The sequence below is a fragment of the Micromonospora terminaliae genome (assembly GCF_009671205.1).
GTDB classification, from domain to species: Bacteria; Actinomycetota; Actinomycetes; order Mycobacteriales; family Micromonosporaceae; genus Micromonospora; species Micromonospora terminaliae.
Map to the genome: position 1 here is coordinate 6485344 of NZ_CP045309.1, position 21898 is coordinate 6507241.

At 72.8% G+C, this 21898-nt stretch carries 21 protein-coding genes; 14 read left to right on the forward strand and 7 right to left on the reverse strand.

Annotated elements, in window-relative coordinates; translation table 11 throughout:
* Positions 1-14 precede the first annotated feature (14 nt).
* Both GCE86_RS30220 and cofD read right to left on the reverse strand, forming a co-directional pair.
* Positions 15-1100, reverse strand: coding sequence for a coenzyme F420-0:L-glutamate ligase (locus tag GCE86_RS30220; protein WP_154230064.1), 1086 nt, complete (start codon positions 1098-1100; stop codon positions 15-17).
* On the reverse strand, positions 1097-2044 hold the full coding sequence (cofD, locus tag GCE86_RS30225) for a 2-phospho-L-lactate transferase (protein WP_154230065.1): 948 nt from the start codon (positions 2042-2044) through the stop codon (positions 1097-1099). Before cofD ends, GCE86_RS30220 begins: the two co-directional genes overlap by 4 nt.
* 99 nt (positions 2045-2143) lie before the next feature.
* Between cofD and GCE86_RS30230 the strand changes: the two genes are divergently transcribed.
* The 6 genes from GCE86_RS30230 (at position 2144) to GCE86_RS30255 (ending at position 8667) form a co-directional block, all read left to right on the forward strand.
* A complete protein-coding gene (locus GCE86_RS30230; RefSeq protein WP_154230066.1) occupies positions 2144-3049 on the forward strand; it encodes a hypothetical protein in 906 nt (301 codons plus the stop codon).
* A gap of 77 nt (positions 3050-3126) precedes the next feature.
* Positions 3127-5634 (forward strand): bifunctional FO biosynthesis protein CofGH, encoded by a 2508-nt coding sequence (locus GCE86_RS30235; RefSeq protein WP_154230067.1) that lies wholly within the window; start codon positions 3127-3129, stop codon positions 5632-5634.
* 155 nt (positions 5635-5789) lie between these two features.
* A complete protein-coding gene (locus tag GCE86_RS30240) occupies positions 5790-6071 on the forward strand; it encodes a hypothetical protein (RefSeq protein ID WP_154230068.1) in 282 nt (93 codons plus the stop codon).
* 89 nt (positions 6072-6160) lie between these two features.
* Positions 6161-7558: a DUF4331 domain-containing protein gene (locus GCE86_RS30245; RefSeq protein ID WP_154230069.1), complete on the forward strand. Its 1398-nt coding sequence runs from the start codon at positions 6161-6163 to the stop codon at positions 7556-7558.
* A gap of 13 nt (positions 7559-7571) precedes the next feature.
* Complete coding sequence (locus GCE86_RS30250; RefSeq protein WP_420846448.1) at positions 7572-7913, forward strand: phospholipase; 342 nt, start codon at positions 7572-7574, stop codon at positions 7911-7913.
* A 493-nt stretch (positions 7914-8406) separates the two neighbouring features.
* Positions 8407-8667, forward strand: a complete 261-nt coding sequence (locus tag GCE86_RS30255) for a WhiB family transcriptional regulator (RefSeq protein ID WP_013284161.1) — start codon at positions 8407-8409, stop codon at positions 8665-8667.
* A 115-nt stretch (positions 8668-8782) separates the two neighbouring features.
* On the opposite strand, the gene GCE86_RS30260 is transcribed toward GCE86_RS30255, so the two are convergent.
* The gene (locus GCE86_RS30260) at positions 8783-9232 is read right to left on the reverse strand and encodes a metallopeptidase family protein (protein ID WP_091260118.1); all 450 of its coding nucleotides are present in this window, start codon (positions 9230-9232) and stop codon (positions 8783-8785) included.
* Between the two features lie 154 nt (positions 9233-9386).
* On the opposite strand from GCE86_RS30260, the gene GCE86_RS30265 reads away from it, so the two are divergent.
* On the forward strand, positions 9387-9758 hold the full coding sequence (locus tag GCE86_RS30265; protein ID WP_154230070.1) for a DUF3499 domain-containing protein: 372 nt from the start codon (positions 9387-9389) through the stop codon (positions 9756-9758).
* 83 nt (positions 9759-9841) lie between these two features.
* Here GCE86_RS30265 and GCE86_RS30270 read toward each other — a convergent pair whose 3' ends face one another.
* The 4 genes from GCE86_RS30270 to GCE86_RS30285 form a co-directional block, all read right to left on the reverse strand.
* A complete protein-coding gene (locus GCE86_RS30270; protein WP_204341697.1) occupies positions 9842-11218 on the reverse strand; it encodes an NAD(P)/FAD-dependent oxidoreductase in 1377 nt (458 codons plus the stop codon).
* Positions 11218-11955: a pyridoxamine 5'-phosphate oxidase family protein gene (locus GCE86_RS30275; protein WP_154230072.1), complete on the reverse strand. Its 738-nt coding sequence runs from the start codon at positions 11953-11955 to the stop codon at positions 11218-11220. Before GCE86_RS30275 ends, GCE86_RS30270 begins: the two co-directional genes overlap by 1 nt.
* Positions 11940-13286 (reverse strand): aspartate aminotransferase family protein, encoded by a 1347-nt coding sequence (locus GCE86_RS30280; protein ID WP_154230073.1) that lies wholly within the window; start codon positions 13284-13286, stop codon positions 11940-11942. The genes GCE86_RS30275 and GCE86_RS30280 overlap by 16 nt, the downstream gene beginning before the upstream one ends.
* A 148-nt stretch (positions 13287-13434) precedes the next feature.
* A complete protein-coding gene (locus GCE86_RS30285; RefSeq protein WP_154230074.1) occupies positions 13435-13947 on the reverse strand; it encodes an Lrp/AsnC family transcriptional regulator in 513 nt (170 codons plus the stop codon).
* Positions 13948-14155: 208 nt separating this feature from the next.
* On the opposite strand from GCE86_RS30285, the gene GCE86_RS30290 reads away from it, so the two are divergent.
* Genes GCE86_RS30290 through speB form a run of 7 tightly spaced genes read left to right on the forward strand, consistent with a single transcriptional unit; the run spans position 14156 to position 21877 of the window.
* On the forward strand, positions 14156-15340 hold the full coding sequence (locus GCE86_RS30290; protein WP_154230075.1) for a polyamine ABC transporter substrate-binding protein: 1185 nt from the start codon (positions 14156-14158) through the stop codon (positions 15338-15340).
* Between the two features lie 5 nt (positions 15341-15345).
* A complete protein-coding gene (locus GCE86_RS30295; protein WP_154230076.1) occupies positions 15346-16500 on the forward strand; it encodes an ABC transporter ATP-binding protein in 1155 nt (384 codons plus the stop codon).
* Entirely contained in the window at positions 16497-17408 is a 912-nt protein-coding gene (locus GCE86_RS30300; RefSeq protein WP_154230077.1) for an ABC transporter permease, read from the forward strand. The genes GCE86_RS30295 and GCE86_RS30300 overlap by 4 nt, the downstream gene beginning before the upstream one ends.
* Positions 17405-18247, forward strand: coding sequence for an ABC transporter permease (locus GCE86_RS30305; RefSeq protein ID WP_244317117.1), 843 nt, complete (start codon positions 17405-17407; stop codon positions 18245-18247). Before GCE86_RS30300 ends, GCE86_RS30305 begins: the two co-directional genes overlap by 4 nt.
* Positions 18244-19665, forward strand: a complete 1422-nt coding sequence (locus GCE86_RS30310; protein ID WP_154230078.1) for an NAD(P)/FAD-dependent oxidoreductase — start codon at positions 18244-18246, stop codon at positions 19663-19665. The genes GCE86_RS30305 and GCE86_RS30310 overlap by 4 nt, the downstream gene beginning before the upstream one ends.
* Entirely contained in the window at positions 19665-20867 is a 1203-nt protein-coding gene (locus GCE86_RS30315) for a saccharopine dehydrogenase family protein (RefSeq protein ID WP_154230079.1), read from the forward strand. The genes GCE86_RS30310 and GCE86_RS30315 overlap by 1 nt, the downstream gene beginning before the upstream one ends.
* Positions 20864-21877, forward strand: a complete 1014-nt coding sequence (gene speB, locus GCE86_RS30320) for an agmatinase (protein WP_154230080.1) — start codon at positions 20864-20866, stop codon at positions 21875-21877. Before GCE86_RS30315 ends, speB begins: the two co-directional genes overlap by 4 nt.
* The last annotated feature ends 21 nt before the right edge of the window (positions 21878-21898 follow it).

The following is a 21898-nucleotide window of genomic DNA, read 5'->3' on the forward strand; positions in this document are numbered from 1 at the left end:
CGCCGACCGCCCGGTCAGACGGCCAGGACGGCGCTCGCGGTGCTTCCCGGCGGCGGGGGGAGTAGCACCGACGGGATCCCCTCGGCGGCCAGCGCGGTGCGCAGCCGTTGCAGGTCGGCGCCGAAACGGACCAGGTCCGCCGGGTCGACCGGGGCGGGCGGCGCGCCGAGCACCAGTCCGGTCGCCGACGCCGGCCAGCCCGGCACGGTGGCGACCAGTCCGGCGCGTACCTCGTGGTCGGTGACGTGGGTCAGGACGGTGCCGGGCGCGACCACCTCGGCGACCGCGGCGATCGCCCGGTCGACGGCGGCCGGATCGGCCGGGGCCGGGCCGGGGCCGTCGGCCAGGGTGGCCGCCTCCCGCAGGCCGGCGGCGCGTGCCTCGGCCGTGCCCAGGGAGAAGAGGTCCAGCGACGCGTCCCGGACCAGCGCGCGGGCGCCCTCGTCGTCGTCCCGGGTTGCGCCCAGGTAGCCGCGGATCACGGCGACCGGCACCTGGTCGCACTTCCCCTTGATCAGTTCGCCCGCGCCGGCCAGTTCGTCCACTACGGCCATCTGGGTGAGCTGGAGCTCGTTGCCGTACGGGTCGATCTCGCCCCGGTGGTCGCGGATCGCCGGCATGCCGGCCACCCCGAGCGCCACGTCGGTGAGCCCGTTGCGCCACGGCCGGCCCATGGTGTCGCTGACGACGACCGCCACGTCGAGGTCGTACCGCTCGCGCAGGGCGGCCCGCAGCGCGCGGGCGGAGGCGTCCGGGTCCTCGGGCAGCAGCACCAGCCGGGTCTTGTCCACGTTGGACGCGTCGATGCCCGCGGAGGCCATCACGAACCCGTGGTGGGTCTGCACGATCCGGGTCGCGCCGCGGCTGGCGACCACCCGGGCGGTCTCCCCGGCCAGCACCTCGTCCCGCGCGGCGACCCGGTCGGGCCCGTCGGCCGGCACGTCGACCAGCCGGCCCTCCGCCTTCGACACGACCTTGCTGGTCACCACCAGCACGTCGCCGTCGCGCAGCCAGGGCGCGGCGGTGGCGATCAGCGCCGCCAGGTCGTCGCCCTCGGTCACGTCGCCGATGCCGAGCACCGGCAGGATCTCCAGCCTCACGTCAGCTCCAACGCGGCTCGGACCATGGCCGTCGTCGCCGCCTCGTCGGTCATCCGCAGCGGCGCCGCGCGGACGGTCACCTCCGGCACCACGGTGCCCTCGTCCTCGGGCGCCACCAGCCAGCCGTCGAGAAGGCCGCCCGCCGAGCGGGCGCCGTAGAGGCCGCCCACCCCCGCCGCGCTGCACTCGACGCCGAGCACGGACAGGCAGCGGTCGGCCATGCCGCGGACCGGGGCGCCGCCGATGATCGGGGACACCCCGACGACCGGGGCCGGCCCGTCGACGACCGCGTCGCGCAGCCCCGGCACGGCCAGGATCGGGGCGATGCTCACCACCGGGTTGCTGGGGGCCACGAGCACCACGTCGGCGGCGCGGATCGCCTCCAGCACCCCGGGCGCCGGCTTCGCCGCCTCCGCCCCGACGAAGACGAAGCGGTGCGTCGGCAGGTCCGCCCGGTGGCGCACCCACCACTCCTGGAAGTGGATCGCCCGCTGGCCGCCGTCCAGGTCGACCACGACGTGGGTCTCCAGCCGGTCGTCGGTCGCCGGCAGCAGGCGTACGCCGGGCTGCCAGCGGGTGGCCAGCGCCTCGGTCACCTGGGACAGCGGGTAGCCGGCGTTGAGCATGGTGGTGCGCACCAGGTGGGTCGCGAGGTCCTTGTCGCCCAGACCGAACCAGGCCGGCTCGGCGCCGTACGCGGCCAGCTCGGACTTGACCGTCCAGGTCTCGCCCACCCGGCCCCAGCCCCGCTCCGGGTCGGCGCCACCGCCCAGCGTGTACATCACGCTGTCCAGGTCGGGGCACACCTTCAGCCCGTGCAGGAGCAGATCGTCGCCGACGTTGACCACGGCGGTCACCTCGGCCCCCACCTCCCGGGCGTACGCCCGGACGCCGAGCAGGAACCGGGCGCCCCCGATGCCGCCGGTCAGAACCACGATGCGCATGCCGTCCATCCTTCCGCACGCGTGGCCGTCGATCGCCCAGTGGCCGGGGAGACTAGGCTCACGTCGGCAACTGTCCGTTTTCGTCCCCAGGGGGAGTCCGTGACCAGCCCCGCCGAGCCCGCGTCCGGCGACACCACGCAGGCCAGCCAGTTGACCAAGCCGCTGCGCGAACTGGCCGCGCTCGTGCTGCTCGGCGCGAACGCCGTGCTGCTCTTCGTCGGCCTGCTGCGCCTGCTGGTGCCGGCCGACGACTACAGCACGTTCAGCGGCCGGGCCGGGAGCACCTTCTTCGCCTTCGTCGGCCTGGAGTCGGCCGTCCTGCCGGTGCTCGCCGTGCTGCTCGGCACCCACGTCCGCCCGGTGCTGCCGAAGGCGAAACTGATCACCCAGGTGGCGCTCGTCGAGTATGCGGTCGGCGCGTTCTTCGGTGCGCTGACCTTCCTGGTCTGGCTGGTCGGCCGGCTCGCCGACGGTGAGGTGCTGGACGCCTTCCTCGGCCTGCTGACCCGGGTGGCCTGGCTGGCCGTCTTCGCGGTCGCCGCGTTCGTGGTGTTCAAAATCTGGCGCACCCTCTACTACGTCCCGAAGCCCAAGCCGCAGCCCGGTGTCTACGGCCAGGCGCAGCCCGGCTGGCCGCAGCAGCCCGGCCAGGGCTACCCCGCCCCGGGCGGGTACCCGGGCGTGCCCCCGCAGCCGGGCGGCTACCCGCACCCCGGCCCGTACGGCCCGCCGCAGTCGGCGCCGCCGTTCAACGCCGCCCCGCAGTCGAGCCCGCCGTTCGGCGCCCCGCAGTCCGGTCCGCCGTTCGGCGCCCCGCCGCAGGGCCCGCAGTCCGCGCCCCCGTACGGCGGTGCCCCGCACCCCGCGCCGCCGTTCGGCCAGCCGCCGTCGGCAGACCCGACCCAGGCGATCCCGCGCCAGCCCGCCGACCCGGGCCAGCCGGGCTCGCCGGACGGCGACCGGACCCAGCGCTTCGACCGGGAGGACCCGAACCACCCGCGCTGAGCCACCGGATGCCGCCCGTTCCCGTGTTCTGTCCGGGGGCGGGCGGCGCCGCACCGGGCAGCGCATAGGCTGGGCGGATGGTTGATCGCAGCGAGCCCGTCCCGACCGAGGCGAGTGTCCGGCGGGCGCTGGGCCGGGCGGCCACCGGCCGGGCGCTGGACGTGGCCGAGGCGAGCGCCCTGCTCACCGCGCGCGGCGCGGCGCTGGACGAGCTGCTCCGGATCGCCGGCGAGATCCGCGACGCCGGGTTGCGGGAGGCCGGCCGCCCGGGCGTCGTCACCTTCTCGAAGAAGGTGTTCATCCCGCTGACCCGGCTCTGCCGGGACCGCTGCCACTACTGCACCTTCGCCACGGTGCCGCACCGGCTGCCCGCCGCGTACCTGGAGCGGGACGAGGTCCTCGCCATCGCGCGGGAGGGCGCCGCGCAGGGCTGCAAGGAAGCGCTGTTCACCCTCGGTGACCGGCCCGAGGAGCGCTGGCCGGCGGCCCGGCGGTGGCTGGACGAGCGGGGCTACGACTCCACCCTGGACTACCTGCGCGCCTGCGCCGTGGCGGTGCTGGAGGAGACCGGCCTGCTGCCGCACCTCAACCCCGGCGTGCTGTCCTGGTCGGAGCTGCAACGGCTCAAGCCGGTCGCGCCGAGCATGGGCATGATGCTGGAGACCACCGCGACCCGCCTCTGGTCGGAGCCGGGCGGCCCGCACTACGGCTCGCCGGACAAGGAGCCCGCGGTGCGGCTGCGGGTGCTCGACGACGCCGGCCGGGTCGGCGTGCCGTTCACCACCGGCCTGCTGATCGGCATCGGGGAGACCCTGGCCGAGCGGGTCGACGCGCTCTTCGCCATCCGCCGGGCACACCGGGAGTACGGCCACCTCCAGGAGGTGATCGTGCAGAACTTCCGCGCCAAGCCGGACACCGCCATGCGTGGCATGCCCGACGCGGAGCTGCACGACCTGGCCGCCACCGTGGCCGTGGCCCGGGTGCTGCTCGGCCCGAAGGCCCGGATCCAGGCCCCGCCGAACCTCATCGAGGGCGAGTACGGCCTGCTGCTGCGCGCCGGCATCGACGACTGGGGCGGCGTCTCGCCGGTCACGCCGGACCACGTCAACCCGGAACGCCCCTGGCCGCAGCTGGACGAGCTGGCCCGCCACACCGCCCGGGCCGGCTTCACCCTGCGCGAGCGGCTGACCATCTACCCGGAGTACGTCCGGGCCGGCGACCCGTGGCTCGACCCGCGCCTGCTGCCGCACGTCACCGCCCTGGCCGACCCGGAGACCGGGCTGGCCGTCGAGGCGGCCCGCCCGGTGGGCCGGCCGTGGCAGGAGCCGGAGGAGGTGTTCGGCGGGCGGACCGACCTGCACGTCACCATCGACACCACCGGCCGGACCGGGGACCGGCGGGGCGACTTCGACGACGTCTACGGCGACTGGTCGGAGGTGGCCGCGAGGGTCACCGTGCCGGCCGCCGTGGCGAGCGACCCCGACCTGCGCGCCGGCCTGCGGCTGGCCGCCGACCATCCGGCCGCGCTGCTGGACCCGGCGCACGAGGCGAAGGCCCTGGCACTGTTCGGCGCGGACGGGCCGGCGCTGGACGAGCTGTGCCGGATCGCCGACGACGTCCGCCGCGACGCGGTCGGCGACGACGTCACCTACGTGGTCAACCGCAACATCAACTTCACCAACGTCTGCTACGTGGGCTGCCGGTTCTGCGCCTTCGCGCAGCGGGAGAGCGACGCCGACGCGTTCCGGCTCTCGCTGGAGCAGGTCGCCGACCGGGCCGAGGAGGCGTGGGCGGTCGGCGCCACGGAGGTCTGCCTCCAGGGCGGCATCGACCCCAAGCTGCCGGTCACCGGCTACGCCGACATCGTCCGGGCGATCAAGGCGCGGGTGCCGGGGATGCACGTGCACGCCTTCTCGCCCATGGAGATCGTCACCGCCGCCGCGAAGGCGGGTGTGCCCGTGCGGGAGTGGCTGCTCCAGCTCCGCGAGGCCGGCCTCGACACCATCCCGGGCACCGCCGCCGAGATCCTCGACGACGATGTGCGCTGGGTGCTCACCAAGGGCAAGCTGCCGGCCGCCGCCTGGGTCGAGGTGGTCGGCACGGCACACGAGCTGGGAATCCGCTCCAGCTCCACCATGATGTACGGCCACGTCGACCACCCCGGCCAGTGGCTGGCCCACTTCCGGGTGCTGGCCGGCGTGCAGGACCGCACGGGCGGCTTCACCGAGTTCGTGGCGCTGCCCTTCGTGCACACCAACGCACCGATCTACCTGGCCGGCATCGCCCGGCCCGGCCCGACCTGGCGGGAGAACCGGGTCGTGCACGCCATGGCCCGGTTGCTGCTGCACGGCCGGATCGCCAACATCCAGTGCTCGTGGGTGAAGCTCGGCGACACCGGCACGGTGGCCATGCTCCAGGGCGGCTGCAACGACCTGGGCGGCACGCTCATGGAGGAGACGATCTCCCGGATGGCGGGCTCGGGCAACGGCTCGGCGCGTACCGAGGAGCAGCTCCGGGCGATCGCGGCGGCAGCCGGTCGGCCGGTCCGCAAGCGGACGACCGCGTACGGTCACGTCGGCGCGTAGCGTCGAACCTTTCCCCGCCGCCGGCCGTACCAGTGGATGCCGGCGGCGGTTGCGGCGAGGACCGCCGCCGGCGCACCCCCTAGCCCGGGGCACCCGGCGGCGTCCGGGTCCCGGTCCACCGTGGGCGCTGCGGCGCCGGCCCGGAAAGGTTGCCCATGACCACTGATGAGCCGAAGCGGCGGCCCTGGCCGCGACTGACCCGCCGGCAGACGTTGACCGCCGCCGCGAGCGCCACCCTGGGCGCCGCCGCCCTCACCGTGCCGGGCCTGTCCGCCGCGCAGAACACCCCCTCGGCGGGCCGGCGCGACGAGCCGATCGTGGTCCACCTCCGCGACGCGGCCTCGGGCGCGCTGGACGTCTTCGTCGGCACGACCCGCATCGAGGTACGCGACCGCGGCCTCGCCGATCGCCTGGTCCGCGCCGCCCGCCGGCGCTGACCGCCCCGCGCCACCGGCGCGGCCCTCCCGGCGCGGGCTCGAAGCGCCGGTCCCGACTTCCGTTACCCCCGACGAAGGTGTGGTCCGCCATGTCCTCTCACCGCGAGGCTCCGGAGATAGCCAAGGATCCGGTCGCCGACAGCTCCGATCTGTACGCGTTCGTCAGCCCGAGCCAGCCCGACACGGTCACCTTGATCGCCAACTACGTGCCGGTGCAGCTCCCCTCCGGCGGCCCCAACTTCTTCGAGTTCGGCGACGACGTCCGGTACGAGATTCACGTCGACAACGACGGGGACGGTTATCCGGATGTCACCTATCGTTTCGAATTCACGACCGAGATCACGAATCCGAACAGCTTTCTTTACAACACCGGGCCGATCGAGTCGCTGGACAGCAAGAACTGGAACCGGCGGCAGTTCTACCGGCTGACCCGGGTGGCCGACGGCCGCGAGCACGTGCTGGCGCACAAGCTGCCGTGCCCGCCGTGCAACGTCGGGCCGCTGTCGACCCCGAAGTACGCCGACCTGGTGCGGCAGGCGACGTTCCGGCTGTCGACGGGGGAGAAGGTCTTCGCCGGCCAACGGGCCGACGGCTTCTTCGTCGACCTGGGCGCCGTCTTCGACCTCGGCACGCTGCGCCCCTTCCAGCAGCTGCACGTGGCGGGCAAGAAGCTGTTCAAGACCGAGGGCGAGCCGGTCAACGCGCTGGACCGGTTGAACGTGCACAGCATCGCCGTGCAGGTTCCGCTCAGCAAGGTCCGGCGCAAGGCCGCCCGGTACGGCTACGCCGACCGCGCCTCGACCATCGGCGTCTGGACGACCGCCTCCCGGCAGCAGGTGCGGGTGCTCGGCGACCGGGCGGCCGCGGACACCGCCGCCGGCCCCTTCACCCAGGTCTCCCGGCTCGGCAACCCGTTGTTCAACGAGGTCGTCGTGCCGATGTCCAGGAAGGACCTGTGGAACACGCTGCCGCCCACGGAGGACAAGCGGTTCGCCCAGTTCGTCGAGCATCCCGAGCTGGCCGCGCTGCTGCCCGCGCTCTACCCGGGCGTGTTCCCGAACCTGGACGCGCTGAACAAGGCCAAGAAGCCCCGGGCCGACCTGGTGGCGATCCTGCTCACCGGCGTGCCGGCCGGACTGATCGACGGCTTCGCGAACACCACGGGCGACCTGCAGGCCGACATGCTCCGCCTGAACACGGCGATCAAGCCCAGCCGCAAGCCGGACCGGTTCGGCGTGCTGGGCGGCGACCTGGCGGGCTTCCCGAACGGCCGGCGGGTCGGTGACGACGTGGTGACCATCGCGCTGCGGGCGATCGCCGGGCTGACCGTGCCGCTGGTGGACAAGACGTTCAAGCCGGACGCGGCGGCGGCCGCGGTCACCCCGGGGCTGAGCGCCGCCGACGTGACGGCGCCCTTCCTCGCCGACTTCCCCTTCCTCGGCACGCCGTACGACGGGTTCAACAACCCGCCGGCGAAGAAGTCCTGAGCGGGAGGCTCCGGTGCACGACCACCACCACACCCTCGGTGCCTCGCGAAGCGGCAGCGTCATGCTCGACCTGGGTGGCGAATCCGGCGCGCTGATCATTCACACCGGACGCGACCTGCGCGGCCGGGAGATCGAGATCAGCCGGGCCGACCGGGACGAGCCGCGGACCCACTCGGCCGTACGCGAGCGGCACGTCCGCGACGGCGTCGTCCACTGCGCCGTCTATCCCGACCTGGCCGCCGGGCCGTATACCGTCTGGTGGGACAACACGACGCCGGCCGGCGCGATTTCCGTGACCGGCGGCGCCATCGCCGAATTCGTCTGGCCGGCCAGCTCACCTGCGGGTGCTGACTGACCGATCAGGCCGCCGCACCGTCGCGCCCCGTCCACATGGTGGACGGGGCGCCGTCGGCGTTCGCGGCCTCGACGGGCGGTACCGCTCGGGTCAGGTTAACCTTGCCCCCACCAAATGCTGATCTTGGACGGTGTCACGACGACCGCCCCGGATGCGGTCCGCCGGAAGCCTCCACCGGGGGCCGCCGGCGGTGTCCACACCGGTGCGCCACGGCAGAAAACTTGGGGCAACTCGCCGGGGAAGGCGTTACTCGTCCGGGGTCTGAATCGATAGGGCAGGTTGCGAGGGTCGGGCGGCCACCACGGCCGCCCGGACGTGTCGGGAGGGCGACTCCATTATCAAGTTTGGCTTGACGGCGCACGCATTACACGCGTGTAATTTGAATGGGGTTGTTCGCGCGGAACGCAACAAATTGTGACCGGACGAACAAGCACGCCTTTCGCGTGGGGGGTTGCAGCGGCGATGACGCCGGTGCGCGACAAGGAGGCAACGGATGGACGGCCAGCTCGAGGTGGCCGACCTGCTCGGAAACGCGCCGGAGTGGCAGGAGCGGGCGCTCTGCTCGCAGACCGACCCGGAGGCGTTCTTTCCCGAGAAGGGCGGCTCGACCCGCGAGGCGAAGCGCATCTGCTCGCGGTGTGAAGTGAAGACGGAGTGTCTCGAATACGCCCTCGGTCACGACGAGCGGTTCGGGATCTGGGGTGGGCTCTCCGAGCGGGAGCGGCGCAAGCTCAAGCGGCGGGTCGCCGCCTGACACGCGTACCGGACCGGGGCGGTGGGGGCCGCCCGGGGTCCGGAGCCGGCGGACCCGGCCGGCGGGGGCCGGCCGGGACCCGGCGGCCGCGTGCGGCGGTCGGCCCGGCGGCGGCTCAGGCCAGTTCGTCGGGGTCGACCCCGAGCAGGTTCGCCACCTGCTCGATGATCACGTCGTGCACCAGGTCCGCGAGGTCCTCGCGGTCCATGGCCCGGAACTCCAGTGGCCGCCGGTAGAGCACGATCCGCGGCGGCACCTCCTGCCGGCCCGGGCGCCCGGGCAGCAGCCGGGCGAGCGGGACCTCGCCGTCCTCCAGCACGTCCGAGTCGTAGACGTTCAGGTCCGGCGGGACGTCCTCGACGGCGAACTCGACCCCGGCCAGTTCCTTGGCGAACCGGCGTTCGAGCGTCTCCACCGTGTCCAGCACCAGGTCGTCGAAGACCTCGGCCTTGGTCCGGGCCAGCGGCACGGTGGCCGGCACCAGCCGCCCCCGCAGCCCCCGCCCGTGGCGGTCGCGGTGGGTGCGCCGGCCGGAGCCGGGGCGGCGGTTTTCCGGGCTCGTCATGACGCACAGGGTAGCCCCCGCGCCGGGGTCACCCGCCGTCGCGCCGCCGGCCCGGCGCGCCGACGCGCCGATCGGACGAATTGTGATCACCATGACGGGCGTGTCGCAACGCGAAGCGGTGCGCCGCACCCGGTATTGGGGATACCCTGCCGCCGTGAGGTCACCACGGCGCTGCTCCCGTAACGGCTGCCCCCGGCAAGCGGTCGCCACATTGACCTATGTCTACAACGAGTCCACGGCCGTGGTGGGCCCACTGGCCGCGTTCGCCGAGCCGCACACCTATGACCTGTGCGAGCCGCACGCGCGCAACCTGACGGCCCCGCGCGGCTGGGACGTGGTGCGTCACGAGGGCGAGTTCGAACCCCCGCCCCCGACGACGGACGACCTGGTGGCGCTGGCCGAAGCGGTCCGGGAGGCCGCCCGCCCCGCACCCCCGCGTCCCCCGTCGGGCGACGACCACCAGACCTCCCAGGCCCCCCAGCAGGGCCGCCGAGGCCACCTCCGCGTAATCCCCCCAAACCACTGATCCTGCGGCCGTTGATCAAGAGATTGGCGGCGGTGTTGATCTCCTTTGGTGCCGCTGACTCCATGATCAACGGGGCTGGGCGGTCAGTGGCCCAGGAGGTGGTTGAAGGCGGCGGCTCGGCGGGACTCGCGGTTGGTTCTCAGCTCGGCCTCGTCCGCTGAGAACATGACCCTCAGGCCGGCGTTGACGGCCAGCCAGCGCAGCGGTTCGGGTTCCCATTTCGGGGAGCGGTGGTTGACCCAGGGGAGGGTGGTCAGGTCCGTCGTCTCGCCGCGGATGAGGTCGGCCAGGCTACGGCCGGCCAGGTTGCTGGTGCCGACGCCGTCGCCGACGTAGCCGCCCGCCCAGGCGAGCCCGGTCGACCGGTCCAGGCCCACCGAGGCGGCCCAGTCCCGGGCCACGCCGAGCGGCCCGCCCCAGGTGTGCGTCACCGGCACCTCCGGCCCGAGCACCGGGAAGAGCTCGCCGAGCACCCGGCGCAGCGCCGCGAAGACCCGGGGCTCCCGGTCGAAGTCGGGGCGTACCCGGGAGCCGTAGTGGTAGGGGGCGCCGCGACCGCCGAAGGCGAGCCGGCCGTCGGCTGTGCGCTGGCCGTAGACGATGACGTGCCGGTAGTCGGAGAACGTCTCCCGCTCGGCCAGCCCGATTTCGGCCCAGGCCGCCTCGGGCAGCGGCTCGGTGGCCACCATGAGCGAGTAGACCGGTGCCACGGCCCGCCGCTGGCCGGGCAGCGCGGGGGTGAAGCCCTCGGTCGCGCGGACCACCACGGGCGCGCGGACCACACCGGCCGGGGTCACCGCCGCCCCGGGCCGCAGCGCGGTCACGGGGGTGCGCTCGAAGAGGCGTACGCCCCGGCGTTCCACCGCGGCGGCCAGCCCGCGGACCAGCTTCGCCGGGTGCACGGCGGCGCAGTGCGGGGTGTACGTGCCGCCGCGTACCCCCTCGGCGTGGCAGCGGGCGGCGGCCTCGGCGGCGTCGAGCAGCACCAGGTCGGCGTCGGCGAGCCCGTGTTCGCGGGCCTCCGCGACGGCGGCCCGGGCCCGGCCGAGCTGGACCTCGGTGCGGGCCAGCACCACCGTGCCGCCGGCCCGCCAGTCGCAGTCGATGCCCTCGGCCGCGACCACCCGGCCGACCTCGCGGACGGTCTCGTGCATGGCGTGCTGCATGGCGAGCGCCCGGTCCCGGCCGTGCCGGCGGGCCAGCGCCGGCAGGGAGGTGGGGAACAGGGCCGAGCACCAGCCGCCGTTGCGGCCGGAGGCCCCGTAGCCCGCGATCTCCTTCTCCAGCACGACGATCCGCAGCGTCGGGTCGGCCGCGGCGAGGTAGTACGCCGTCCACAGCCCGGTGTAGCCGGCGCCCACGACGACCACGTCGGCGTCGGTGTCGCCGGGCAGGCCGGGGCGCGGGGTCAGCGGCTCGTCCACGCTCGACAGCCAGTACGACAGGTCCTGGTAGCGCATCACCACTCCGGTGGGGGCAGGTCGTGGCGCAGCTTCGGGTCGGGCTGCGGGGTCCCGTACGTCTCGACGACCGGCACGACCCCGGCCCAGACCGGCCGGTCGAGGTCGTCCTCGGGATCGTCGGGCGGGCCGGCGCTGACCTTCACCGAGCACTCCTCCAGCGGCAGGGCGAGCACCAGCGTGGCGGCCAGTTCCTTCGCCGACGGCGGCCGGATCTCCGCCCAGCGCCCGGGGAGCAGGTGCTCGGAGAGCCGTTCCAGGGCGGCCAGCTTCTCGTCGCCGGTCAGCGCGGTGAGCCGGCCGAGCACCATGGCACAGCGGTAGTTCATCGAGGACTCGAAGGCGCTGCGGGCCAGCACCAGGCCGTCGAGCAGGGTGACGGTGAGGCAGGCCGGCGCGCCGGCGGCGAGGTGCCGGAACAGCCGGCTGCCGGTGGAGCCGTGCACCAGCACCCGCTCCCCGTCCCGGGCGTACGCCACCGGCAGCGCGTACGGCTGACCGCCGTCGGCGACGGCCAGGTGGGCGACCCGGCCGGCGTCGAGCACGGCGTGCAGCGCCGCACGGTCGTGGACGGCGAGGTCGGGCAGCCGGCGTACCCGGGTCCGGTCGGTGCCTCCGACGGCCGTCGTGGCGGTCCGGTCCCCGCCGTCGGATCCGGCAGCGCCGACGGCGCGGGGCCGGCTCCCGGTGTTCCGGGAACCGGCCCCGTCCGGGCCGCCGGTCAGAGGCGCGACCATGCCTCGGTCAGCACGGCGCGCAGGATCTGCTCGATCTCGTCGAACTGCTGCTGCTGGGCGATCAGCGGCGGCGCGAGCTGGATGACGGGGTCGCCCCGGTCGTCGGCGCGGCAGTAGAGCCCGGCCTGGAACAGCGCGGTGGAGAGGAAGCCGCGCAGCAGCCGCTCCGACTCGGCGTCGTCGAAGGTCTCCCGGGTGGCCTTGTCCTTGACCAGCTCGATGCCGTAGAAGTAGCCGTCGCCCCGGACGTCGCCGACGATCGGCAGGTCGTTGAGCTTCTCCAGGGTGGACCGGAAGGCGCCCTCGTTGGCGCGGACGTGACCGACCAGGTCCTCGCGGGCGAAGACCTCCAGGTTGGCCAGGGCCACCGCGCAGGAGACCGGGTGGCCGCCGAAGGTCACCCCGTGCGCGAACATGCCGGTCTCGGTGAGGAACGGCTCCATGAGCCGCTCGCTGGCGATCATCGCGCCGAGCGGGGCGTAGCCGGAGGTGATGCCCTTGGCGGTGGTGATGATGTCCGGCTGGTAGCCGTAGCGGACGGCGCCGAAGTACTCGCCGAGCCGGCCCCAGGAGCAGATCACCTCGTCGCTGACGAGCAGCACGTCGTACGCGTCGCAGATCTCCCGGACCCGCTCGAAGTAGCCGGGCGGCGGCGGGAAGCAGCCGCCGGAGTTCTGCACCGGCTCCAGGAAGACCGCGGCGACGGTGTCCGGCCCCTCCCGCTCGATGGCCCGGCCGATCTCCTCGGCGGCCCAGCGGCCGAACGCCTCGGGGTCGTCGCCGTGCTCGGGGGCCCGGTAGAAGTTGGTGTTCGGCACCTTGATGCCGCCGGGCACCAGCGGCTCGAAGTCGCTCTTGATGCCGGGCAGGCCGGTGATCGACAGCGCGCCCATCGAGGTGCCGTGGTAGGCGATGTAGCGGCTGACCACCTTGTACTTGTTGGGCTGGCCGGTGCGCTTGAAGTAGGCCCGGGCCAGCTTCCACGCCGCCTCGACGGCCTCGGAGCCGCCGGTGGTGAAGAAGACCCGGTTCAGGTCGCCGGGGGCCAGCGCCGCGACCTTCTCGGCCAGCTCGACGGCCTTCGGGTGGGCGTACGACCACAGCGGGAAGTACGCGAGTTCGCCGGCCTGCTTGGCGGCCGCCTCGGCGAGTTCGGTCCGGCCGTGGCCGGCGTTGACGACGAAGAGCCCGGCGAGTCCGTCCAGGTACCGGCGGCCCTGCGAGTCCCAGACGTACGCGCCCTCGCCGCGCACGATCGTCGGGACCTCGCCGGCGGAGTAGCTGGCCATCCGGGTGAAGTGCATCCAGAGGTGGTCGGTGGCGTTGGCCATGTCAGCCCCATCGGGTCTCGGGCCGGTCAGGGGTGACACCGGCCGCTCTGCCCACGGTTATCCCACAGGCAATGCCGATAAGGCAAGCGTCGGGGGCGAACGGCAACGGATTCAGCGAGCAGCGTTTGTCGCCGCAACGGAATCCGTATCAGGCGGTGCCCCAGCTGTAGGTCTGCTTGCGCAGCTTGAGGTAGACGAACGCCTCGGTGGACACCACGCCGGACACCCCGCGCAGCTTCTGGAGGATCTCCAGCAGGTGCTCGTCGTTGCGGCAGACCACCTCGGCCAGCAGGTCGAACGAGCCGGCGGTGATCACCACGTAGTCGATCTCCTCGAACTCGGCCAGCCGGTCGGCCACGCTCTCCAGGTCGCCGTCGGTACGGAGGCCGATCATGGCCTGGCGGGGAAAGCCGAGCTGGAGCGGATCGGTCACCGCCACGATCTGCATGACCCCGGCGTCCAGCAGGCGCTGCACCCGCTGCCGCACGGCCGCCTCGGACAGGCCGACCGCCTTGCCGATGGTCGCGTACGGCCGCCGCCCGTCCTCCTGGAGCTGCTCGATGATCTGCTTGGCCACGTCATCGAGCAGAGCGTGACTGGCGCCTTCACGCACGGTCACGCGACGGCTGCCGTTGCCGTTCTCCAGTTGCCGGTTGGCCATCGTCCGCTCCCCATGTCCGCATCCTCGTGCTGAGCGTAGTGCCCCGGCGCAGTCTGGCGTATTTCGTGGTGCATGGCTATTCCCGCAACGGAATCCCTTGTAAGGAAGGTCACCTCATGTCAGGATCAGTCGTCCATCGCCAATGACCCTCCCGCCGGCGCGCCACCCCCGTCCCGCCGCCGACGATGACCCCCCGAGGAGTCGTCACATGCGTAGTCCCCTCCGGCACCTCACCCGGCGCGGTCTGCTCACCGGGACCCTGGGCTCGGCCACCCTGCTCGCCACGGCGGGCACGCTGGCCGGCTGCGGGACCAAGGGCGCACAGCAGACCGAGGCCGGTTGCAAGAGCGACGATCTCTCCGCCACCGAGAAGAAGCTGGCCTTCTCGAACTGGCCGCAGTACATGGACGTGGACGAGAAGGACGAGTCCAAGCGCCCCACGCTGGACGCGTTCATCGCGAAGTCCGGGATCCAGGTGACGTACACCGAGGACGTCAACGACAACAACGAGTTCTTCGGCAAGGTGCAGAACCAGCTCGCCGGTTGTCAGACCACCGGGCGCGACATCATGGTCCTCACCGACTGGATGGCGGCCCGGATGATCCGGCTCGGCTGGATCCAGAAGCTGGACAAGGCGAAGCTGCCCAACGTCGAGGCGAACCTGCTGCCCTCGCTGCGCGGCCGCTCCTTCGACAAGGACAGCCAGCTCGCCATCCCGTGGCAGTCGGGCCTGGCCGGGCTCGCCTACAACGCCAAGGTGGCCAAGGAGATCCGCACCGTCGACGAGCTGCTGACCCGCCCCGACCTGAAGGGCAAGGTCACGGCGCTGTCGGAGATGCGGGACACCATGGGCCTGCTGCTCCAGTCGAACGGTCACGACCCGGCCAACTTCACCCCGGCGCAGTTCGACGACGCGCTGAACAAGCTGAAGAAGGCCGTGGACTCCAAGCAGATCCGCAAGTTCACCGGCAACGACTACGCCCCCGACCTGGCCAAGGGCGACATCGCCGCCTGCATCGGCTGGTCCGGCGACGTGATCCAGCTCGGCTTCGAGGACGAGAAGATCAAGTTCGTGGTGCCCGAGTCCGGGGTGATGCTCTGGTCGGACAACATGCTGGTGCCGAACAAGGCCAGCCACAAGGCCAACGCCGAAGAGCTGATCAACTACTACTACGACCCGGTGGTCGCCGCGAAGCTCGCCGCGTACGTCAACTACATCTGCCCGGTCAAGGGCGCGCAGGCCGAGATGGAGAAGATCGACCCGGACCTGGCCGCCAACCCGCTCATCTTCCCGGATGACGCGATGCTGTCGAAGTCCAAGGTGTTCATGGCCCTGGACGAGAAGCAGGAGAAGGAGTACGAGACCAAGTTCCAGCAGGTCATCGGGGCGTGAGGACAATGGAGCACGAGACACCGGCCGGCGATCTGCGGCTGGCCAACCTGACCAAGCGGTTCGGGGTCTTCACCGCGGTGGACGACCTCAGCCTCACCATCCCGCAGGGCTCGTTCTTCGCCCTGCTCGGGGCCTCCGGCTGCGGCAAGACCACGACCCTGCGGATGATCGCCGGGCTGGAGGAGCCGACCAGCGGGCAGGTGCTGCTCGGCGACCGGGACATCGCGGGTCTGCGGCCGTACAAGCGGCCGGTGAACACCGTGTTCCAGAGCTACGCGCTCTTCCCGCACCTCGACATTCACGAGAACGTGGCCTTCGGGCTGCGGCGGCGCGGCATCCGCAAGGTGACCGACCAGGTCGAGCGGATGCTCGCGCTGGTGCAGCTCGAAGGGTACGGGCGGCGCAAGCCGGCCCAGCTCTCCGGCGGCCAGCAGCAGCGCGTGGCGCTGGCCCGGGCGCTCATCAACCACCCGCAGGTGCTGCTGCTGGACGAGCCGCTCGGCGCGCTCGACCTCAAGCTGCGCCGGCAGATGCAGATCGAGCTGAAGCGGATCCAGACCGAGGTCGGCATCACCTTCGTGCACGTCACCCACGACCAGGAGGAGGCCATGACCATGGCCGACACGGTCGCGGTGATGAACGCCGGCCGGATCGAGCAGCTCGGCGCCCCCGCCGACATCTACGAGTACCCGGCCACCGCGTTCGTGGCGAACTTCCTCGGCCAGTCCAACCTGCTGGCGGGTGAGGCCGCCGGCCGTACCGGCGACGACGTGCCGGTCACCGCGCACGGCGCGCGCTTCTCGGTGCCCGCCGGCCGGGCCCGGGCCGACCGGGGGCCGGTCTTCCTCGGGGTACGTCCCGAGAAGCTGCACCTGGTCGGCGGCCCCGACCAGGTGCCCGCCGGCCACCAGCACGTGGGTGGGGTGGTCAGCGACGCCTCGTACGTCGGGGTGAGCACCCAGTACCTGGTGCGCACGGCGTGGGGCAGCGAGCTGTCCGCGTTCGCCGCGAACAGCGGGATCGGCGGGCGGCTGCCCGTCGGCACCCCGGTGACCGCGCACTGGGACCCGCGGCACGCCTTCCTGCTGCCCCGGGCCGCCGGGGAGGACGACCAGACCAGCCCGCTGCTCGACGAGCCGCCGGTGGGTGCGCTGTCATGAGCGCGCTGGCCCACGTACCGACCTCGGCGGGGCAGCCCGCCGCGCCGCCGGGTCCCTCGCGGGGACGGCGCCGGCTGCTGCCGTACCTGCTCCTGCTGCCCGGTGCCGCCTGGCTGCTGGTCTTCTTCGTCCTGCCGCTGCTCCAGCTCGCCGCCGCGAGCCTCTACGACCCGAGCGGATCGCTGGCCACCGGCTACGCCATGACCGGCGAGGTGGGCAACTACTGGGACGCGCTGAGCGCGTACTGGCCGCACTTCGCCCGCTCGTTCGTCTACTCGGCGATCGCGCTGGTGCTGGCGCTGCTCATGGGCTACCCGCTGGCGTACGCGATCGCGCAGAAGGCCGGCCGGTGGAAGAACCTGCTGCTGGTGGCCGTGGTCGCGCCGATGTTCACGAGCTTCCTGGTGCGCACGCTGGCCTGGAAGACCATCCTGTCCGACAACGGCGCCCTGGTCGGCCTGCTGCGGGACGTGCACCTGCTCGGGGCCGACGGCCGGCTGCTGGCCACCCCGTTCGCGGTGGTGCTCGGCCTCACGTACAACTTCCTGCCGTTCCTGGTGCTGCCGCTGTACGCGAGCCTGGAGCGGCTCGACCCGCGGCTGCTGGAGGCGGCGAGCGACCTGTACGCGAGCCCGCTGCGCGCCTTCCGGCGGGTCACCCTGCCGCTGTCGATGCCCGGGCTGATCGCCGGCACGCTGCTCTTCTTCATCCCGGCCACCGGCGACTACATCAACGCCGAGCTGCTCGGCACGCCGAACGAATACATGATCGGCAACGTCATCGACTCGGCGTTCCTGGTCCGGCTGGACTACCCGCAGGGCGCCGCGCTGTCGTTCCTGCTGATGGCGGCGATCCTCGCGATCGTCTTCGTCTACCTGCGCAAGGCCGGCACGGAGGAGGTGCTGTGAAACTCAGGCGTTGGCTCGCCGACCGCTGGGTCATGGGCGTGGCCCTGCTCGTCCTCGGCTACCTCTCGCTGCCGATCCTCGTGGTGGCCGGGCTCTCCTTCAACCGGCCGTCTAGCCGGCTGTCCTACGACTTCAACGAGTTCACCCTGGACAACTGGGCGCAGCCCTGCGCCACCTCCGACATGTGCGACGCGGTGGTCCGCAGCATGGAGATCGGGCTGATCGCCACGGTGGTCTCCACCATCCTCGGCACGCTCATGGCGTTCGCCCTGGTCCGGCACGGCTTCAAGGGGCGTTCCGGGATCAACGGCCTGATCTTCCTGCCGATGGCCACCCCGGAGCTGGTGATGGGCACCTCGCTGCTCGCCCTCTTCGTGGCCGCCGGGGTGCCGCAGGGCTTCTGGACCATCGTCATCGCGCACGTGATGTTCTGCGTGTCGTTCGTGGTGGTCACCGTGAAGGCCCGGCTCGCCGGCATGGACCGGCGGCTGGAGGAGGCCGCCATGGACCTGTACGCCAGCGAGTGGCAGACCTTCCGGCGGATCACCCTGCCCCTGGTGCTGCCCGGCATCGTGGCCGCCGCGCTGCTGGCCTTCTCGCTCAGCTTCGACGACTTCATCATCACGAACTTCAACGCCGGCACGACGGTCACCTTCCCCATGTACGTCTGGGGCGCCGCCCAGCGCGGCATCCCGCCACAGGTCAACGTCATCGGCACGGCGATGTTCGCGATCGCGCTGCTGCTGGTCGGGGCCAGCTCGCTGCGGGGCCGCCGGGCCCGGCGCGCCGCGCTCGCGGCCCCCGTGGCCGCCGTCGGGGCGCCCAAGAGCGCGTCATGAAACTCCCGCATACCGGCCGGGCGCTGGCCGACGCCGCGCCCGTCCCGTACTGGCTCGACCGGCCGGAACGCCCGGACCCGCTGCCGCCGCTGGCCGGCAGGCACGATGCCGACCTGCTGGTGGTGGGCGGCGGGTACTCCGGGCTCTGGACGGCGTTGCTCGCCAAGGAGGCCGACCCCGGCCGGGACGTGCTCCTGGTCGACGCGGGCACCTGCGGGTGGGCGGCGTCCGGGCGCAACGGCGGGTTCTGCGCCGCCTCGCTGACCCACGGCCTCGCCAACGGCGCCGAGCGGTGGCCCGGCGAGATCGCCGAGCTGGAACGGCTCGGCCGGGAGAACCTGGACGCCATCGCCGCCACGGTGGCCAAGCACGGCATCGACTGCGACTTCGAGCGCACCGGTGAGCTGGCGGTGGCCGTCGAGCCGTACCAGCTCGCCGGGCTGGCGGAGGACGCCGACCTGGCCCGCCGGTACGGCCACGACGTGCGCCTGCTCGACCGGGACGAGGTGCGTGCCGAGGTGGCGTCGCCGACGTACCTGGGCGGGATGTGGGACCGGGGCCGCGTGGCGCTGCTCGACCCGGCGAAGCTGGCCTGGGGTCTGCGCCGCGCCGCCCTCGACCTGGGCGTCCGTATCCACGAGCACACCCGGGTCACCGGACTGGCCCGCGACGGCGGGGCGCTGTGCGCGGCCACGGCCGGCGGCCCGGACGCCGTGCCCGGCGCGGTCCGGGCGCGGCAGGTGGTGCTCGCCACCAACGCGTTCCCGCCGCTGCTGCGCCGGCTGCGCGCCTGGGTGGTGCCGGTCTACGACTACGCGCTCATGACCGAGCCGCTGACGCCCGCGCAGCGGGACGCCATCGGCTGGCGCAACCGGCAGGGGCTGGCCGACACCGGCAACCAGTTCCACTACTACCGGATCACCGCCGACGGCCGGATCCTGTTCGGCGGCTACGACGCGGTCTACCACTACGGCAACCGGATGGCGCCGGAGCTGGAGCAGCGCGAGGCCACCTTCACGGCGCTGGCGTCGCACTTCTTCACCACGTTCCCGCAGCTCTCCGATGTGCGCTTCAGTCACCGCTGGGGTGGCGTCATCGACACCTGCACCCGGTTCTGCGCGTTCTTCGGCACCGCCTACGAGGGACGCCTCGCGTACGCGGCCGGGTTCACCGGGCTCGGCGTCGGGGCGACCCGGTTCGGCGCCCGGGTGATGCTCGACCTGCTCGGCGGGGAGGAGACCCCGCTGACCCGGCTCGACCTGGTGCGCCGCAAGCCGCTGCCGTTCCCGCCGGAGCCCGTCCGGGCCACCGGCATCCACCTCACCCGCTGGTCGCTCGCCCGCGCCGACGCGCGGGAGGGGCGGCGCAACCTCTGGCTCCGTACTCTCGATCGTCTTGGACTGGGTTTCGACTCCTGATGCGTATCCTCCTCGTCGGCGCCGGTGGCGTCGGCTCCGCCGCCGTATCCATCGCCGCCCGCCGTTCCTTCTTCGAGACCATGGTGGTCGCCGACCACGACCCCGCCCGCGCCGCGCGGGCGGTCGCCGGCCACGGCGACCGGTTCGTGGCCGCGACCGTCGACGCCTCCTCGGCCGAGGCGGTCGCCGCGTTGTGCCGGGAACACCGGATCACCCACGTGCTGAACGCGGTCGACCCGCGCTTCGTCATGCCGATCTTCGACGGCGCGTTCGCCGCCGGAGCCGACTACCTCGACATGGCCATGTCGCTGTCCCGGCCGCACCCGGCCGCGCCGCACGCCGAGACCGGGGTGAAGCTCGGCGACGAGCAGTTCGCTCTTGCTGACCAGTGGTCGGCCGCCGGCCGGCTGGCGCTCTGCGGCATCGGCGTCGAACCGGGCCTGTCCGACGTCTTCGCCCGCTACGCCGCCGACGAGCTGTTCACCGAGATCGACGAGATCGGGGTACGCGACGGCGCGAACCTCACCGTCGACGGCTACGACTTCGCCCCCTCGTTCTCCATCTGGACCACCATCGAGGAGTGCCTGAACCCGCCGGTGGTCTGGGAGGCCGACCGGGGCTGGTTCACCACCCCGCCGTTCTCCGAGCCCGAGGTGTTCGAGTTCCCCGAGGGGATCGGCCCGGTCGAGTGCGTCAACGTGGAGCACGAGGAGGTGCTGCTCATCCCGCGTTGGGTGAAGGCGAAGCGGGTCACCTTCAAGTACGGCCTCGGCGACGAGTTCATCGAGGTGCTGAAGACGCTGCACAAGCTGGGCCTGGACGCTGTTTCTCCCGTGCGGGTGCGCGGCGTCGACGTCTCGCCCCGCGACGTCGTGGCGGCCTGCCTGCCCGACCCGGCCACCCTGGGCGACCGGATGCGCGGCAAGACCTGCGCCGGCACCTACGTGACGGGCACCGGACCGGACGGCCGGCCGCGGCGGGTCTACCTCTACCACGTCGTCGACAACGAGTGGTCGATGAACGAGTACGGCCACCAGGCGGTGGTCTGGCAGACCGCCGTCAACCCCGTCGTGGCCCTGGAGTTGCTGGCCACCGGGGCCTGGTCCGGCGCCGGCGTGCTCGGCCCGGAGGCGCTGCCCCCGGTACCCTTCCTCGACCTGCTCAACGGCTACGGCTCGCCGTGGGGAATGGAGGAGCGGTGACCCGCTACGGCCCGATGTTCGGCCCCGACGTGACGTTCCTCGGCGTGCCGCCGTGCACCCTCGAGGAGCCGGTGACGTACGCCGACGCCGACGTGGTGATCGTCGGCGCGCCCTTCGACGGCGGCACCTCCCACCGGCCGGGCACCCGGTTCGGCCCGTCCGCCATCCGCCAGGCCTGCTACCTGCCGCACGACGGCTCCCGCCCGTCGCTGGCCCTGCGCGTGGACGCGCTGCGCGACCTCTGCGTCTACGACGCGGGCGACGTCGAGATGTTCTCCGGCGACATCGAGCGTTCGCTGGCCTCGCTGGAGACCGCCGTGCACGCGGTCGCCGCCGCCGGGGCCATCCCGATCGTGCTCGGCGGCGACCACTCAATCGCCCTGCCCGACGCCACCGGTGTGGCCCGCCACCACGGGCTCGGCCGGGTGTCGCTGGTGCACTTCGACGCGCACGCCGACACCGGGGACATCGAGTTCGGCTCCCTGCACGGGCACGGCCAGCCGATGCGCCGGCTCATCGAGTCCGGCGCCGTACGCGGCGACCGCTTCCTCCAGATCGGCCTGCGCGGCTACTGGCCGGGGCCGGAGACCCTGTCCTGGATGGCCGGGCAGCGGATGCGCTCGTACGAGATGACCGAGGTGGTGGCGCGCGGGCTGGACGCCTGTCTCTCGGAGGCGTTCGCGATCGCGACCGACGAGTGCGAGGGCGTCTTCCTCTCTGTCGACGTGGACGTGGTCGACCCGGGCATGGCCCCCGGCACCGGCACCCCCGAGCCGGGCGGGTTCACCTCCCGGCAGCTCCTCGACGCCGTCCGCCGGGTCTGCTACGAACTGCCGGTGGTCGGGGTGGACGTGGTCGAGGTCGCCCCGCCCTACGACCACGCCGACATCACCGCGTACCTCGGCAACCGGGTGGTGCTGGAGGCGCTGTCCGCGATCGCCCGCCGCCGCCGCGACGCGGCCGGCGGCGACCCGTGGAACCCGACCCAACCCCTCCTCGACGCCCGCTGACCCTTCGCCGCTGTTTAGTTC

Bases quoted from the DNA above. Each gene is read 5' to 3' on its own strand.
- GCE86_RS30235 (WP_154230067.1), top strand. From the start codon at position 3,127: ATGGTTGATCGCAGCGAGCCCGTCCCGACCGAGGCGAGTGTCCGGCGG.
- GCE86_RS30290 (WP_154230075.1), top strand. From the start codon at position 14,156: ATGCGTAGTCCCCTCCGGCACCTCACCCGGCGCGGTCTGCTCACCGGG.
- GCE86_RS30240 (WP_154230068.1), top strand. From the start codon at position 5,790: ATGACCACTGATGAGCCGAAGCGGCGGCCCTGGCCGCGACTGACCCGC.
- cofD (WP_154230065.1), bottom strand. From the start codon at position 2,044: ATGCGCATCGTGGTTCTGACCGGCGGCATCGGGGGCGCCCGGTTCCTG.
- GCE86_RS30315 (WP_154230079.1), top strand. From the start codon at position 19,665: ATGCGTATCCTCCTCGTCGGCGCCGGTGGCGTCGGCTCCGCCGCCGTA.
- GCE86_RS30295 (WP_154230076.1), top strand. From the start codon at position 15,346: ATGGAGCACGAGACACCGGCCGGCGATCTGCGGCTGGCCAACCTGACC.
- GCE86_RS30310 (WP_154230078.1), top strand. From the start codon at position 18,244: ATGAAACTCCCGCATACCGGCCGGGCGCTGGCCGACGCCGCGCCCGTC.
- GCE86_RS30255 (WP_013284161.1), top strand. From the start codon at position 8,407: ATGGACGGCCAGCTCGAGGTGGCCGACCTGCTCGGAAACGCGCCGGAG.
- GCE86_RS30270 (WP_204341697.1), bottom strand. From the start codon at position 11,218: ATGCGCTACCAGGACCTGTCGTACTGGCTGTCGAGCGTGGACGAGCCG.
- GCE86_RS30260 (WP_091260118.1), bottom strand. From the start codon at position 9,232: ATGACGAGCCCGGAAAACCGCCGCCCCGGCTCCGGCCGGCGCACCCAC.
- GCE86_RS30300 (WP_154230077.1), top strand. From the start codon at position 16,497: ATGAGCGCGCTGGCCCACGTACCGACCTCGGCGGGGCAGCCCGCCGCG.
- GCE86_RS30245 (WP_154230069.1), top strand. From the start codon at position 6,161: ATGTCCTCTCACCGCGAGGCTCCGGAGATAGCCAAGGATCCGGTCGCC.
- GCE86_RS30275 (WP_154230072.1), bottom strand. From the start codon at position 11,955: ATGGTCGCGCCTCTGACCGGCGGCCCGGACGGGGCCGGTTCCCGGAAC.
- GCE86_RS30280 (WP_154230073.1), bottom strand. From the start codon at position 13,286: ATGGCCAACGCCACCGACCACCTCTGGATGCACTTCACCCGGATGGCC.
- GCE86_RS30285 (WP_154230074.1), bottom strand. From the start codon at position 13,947: ATGGCCAACCGGCAACTGGAGAACGGCAACGGCAGCCGTCGCGTGACC.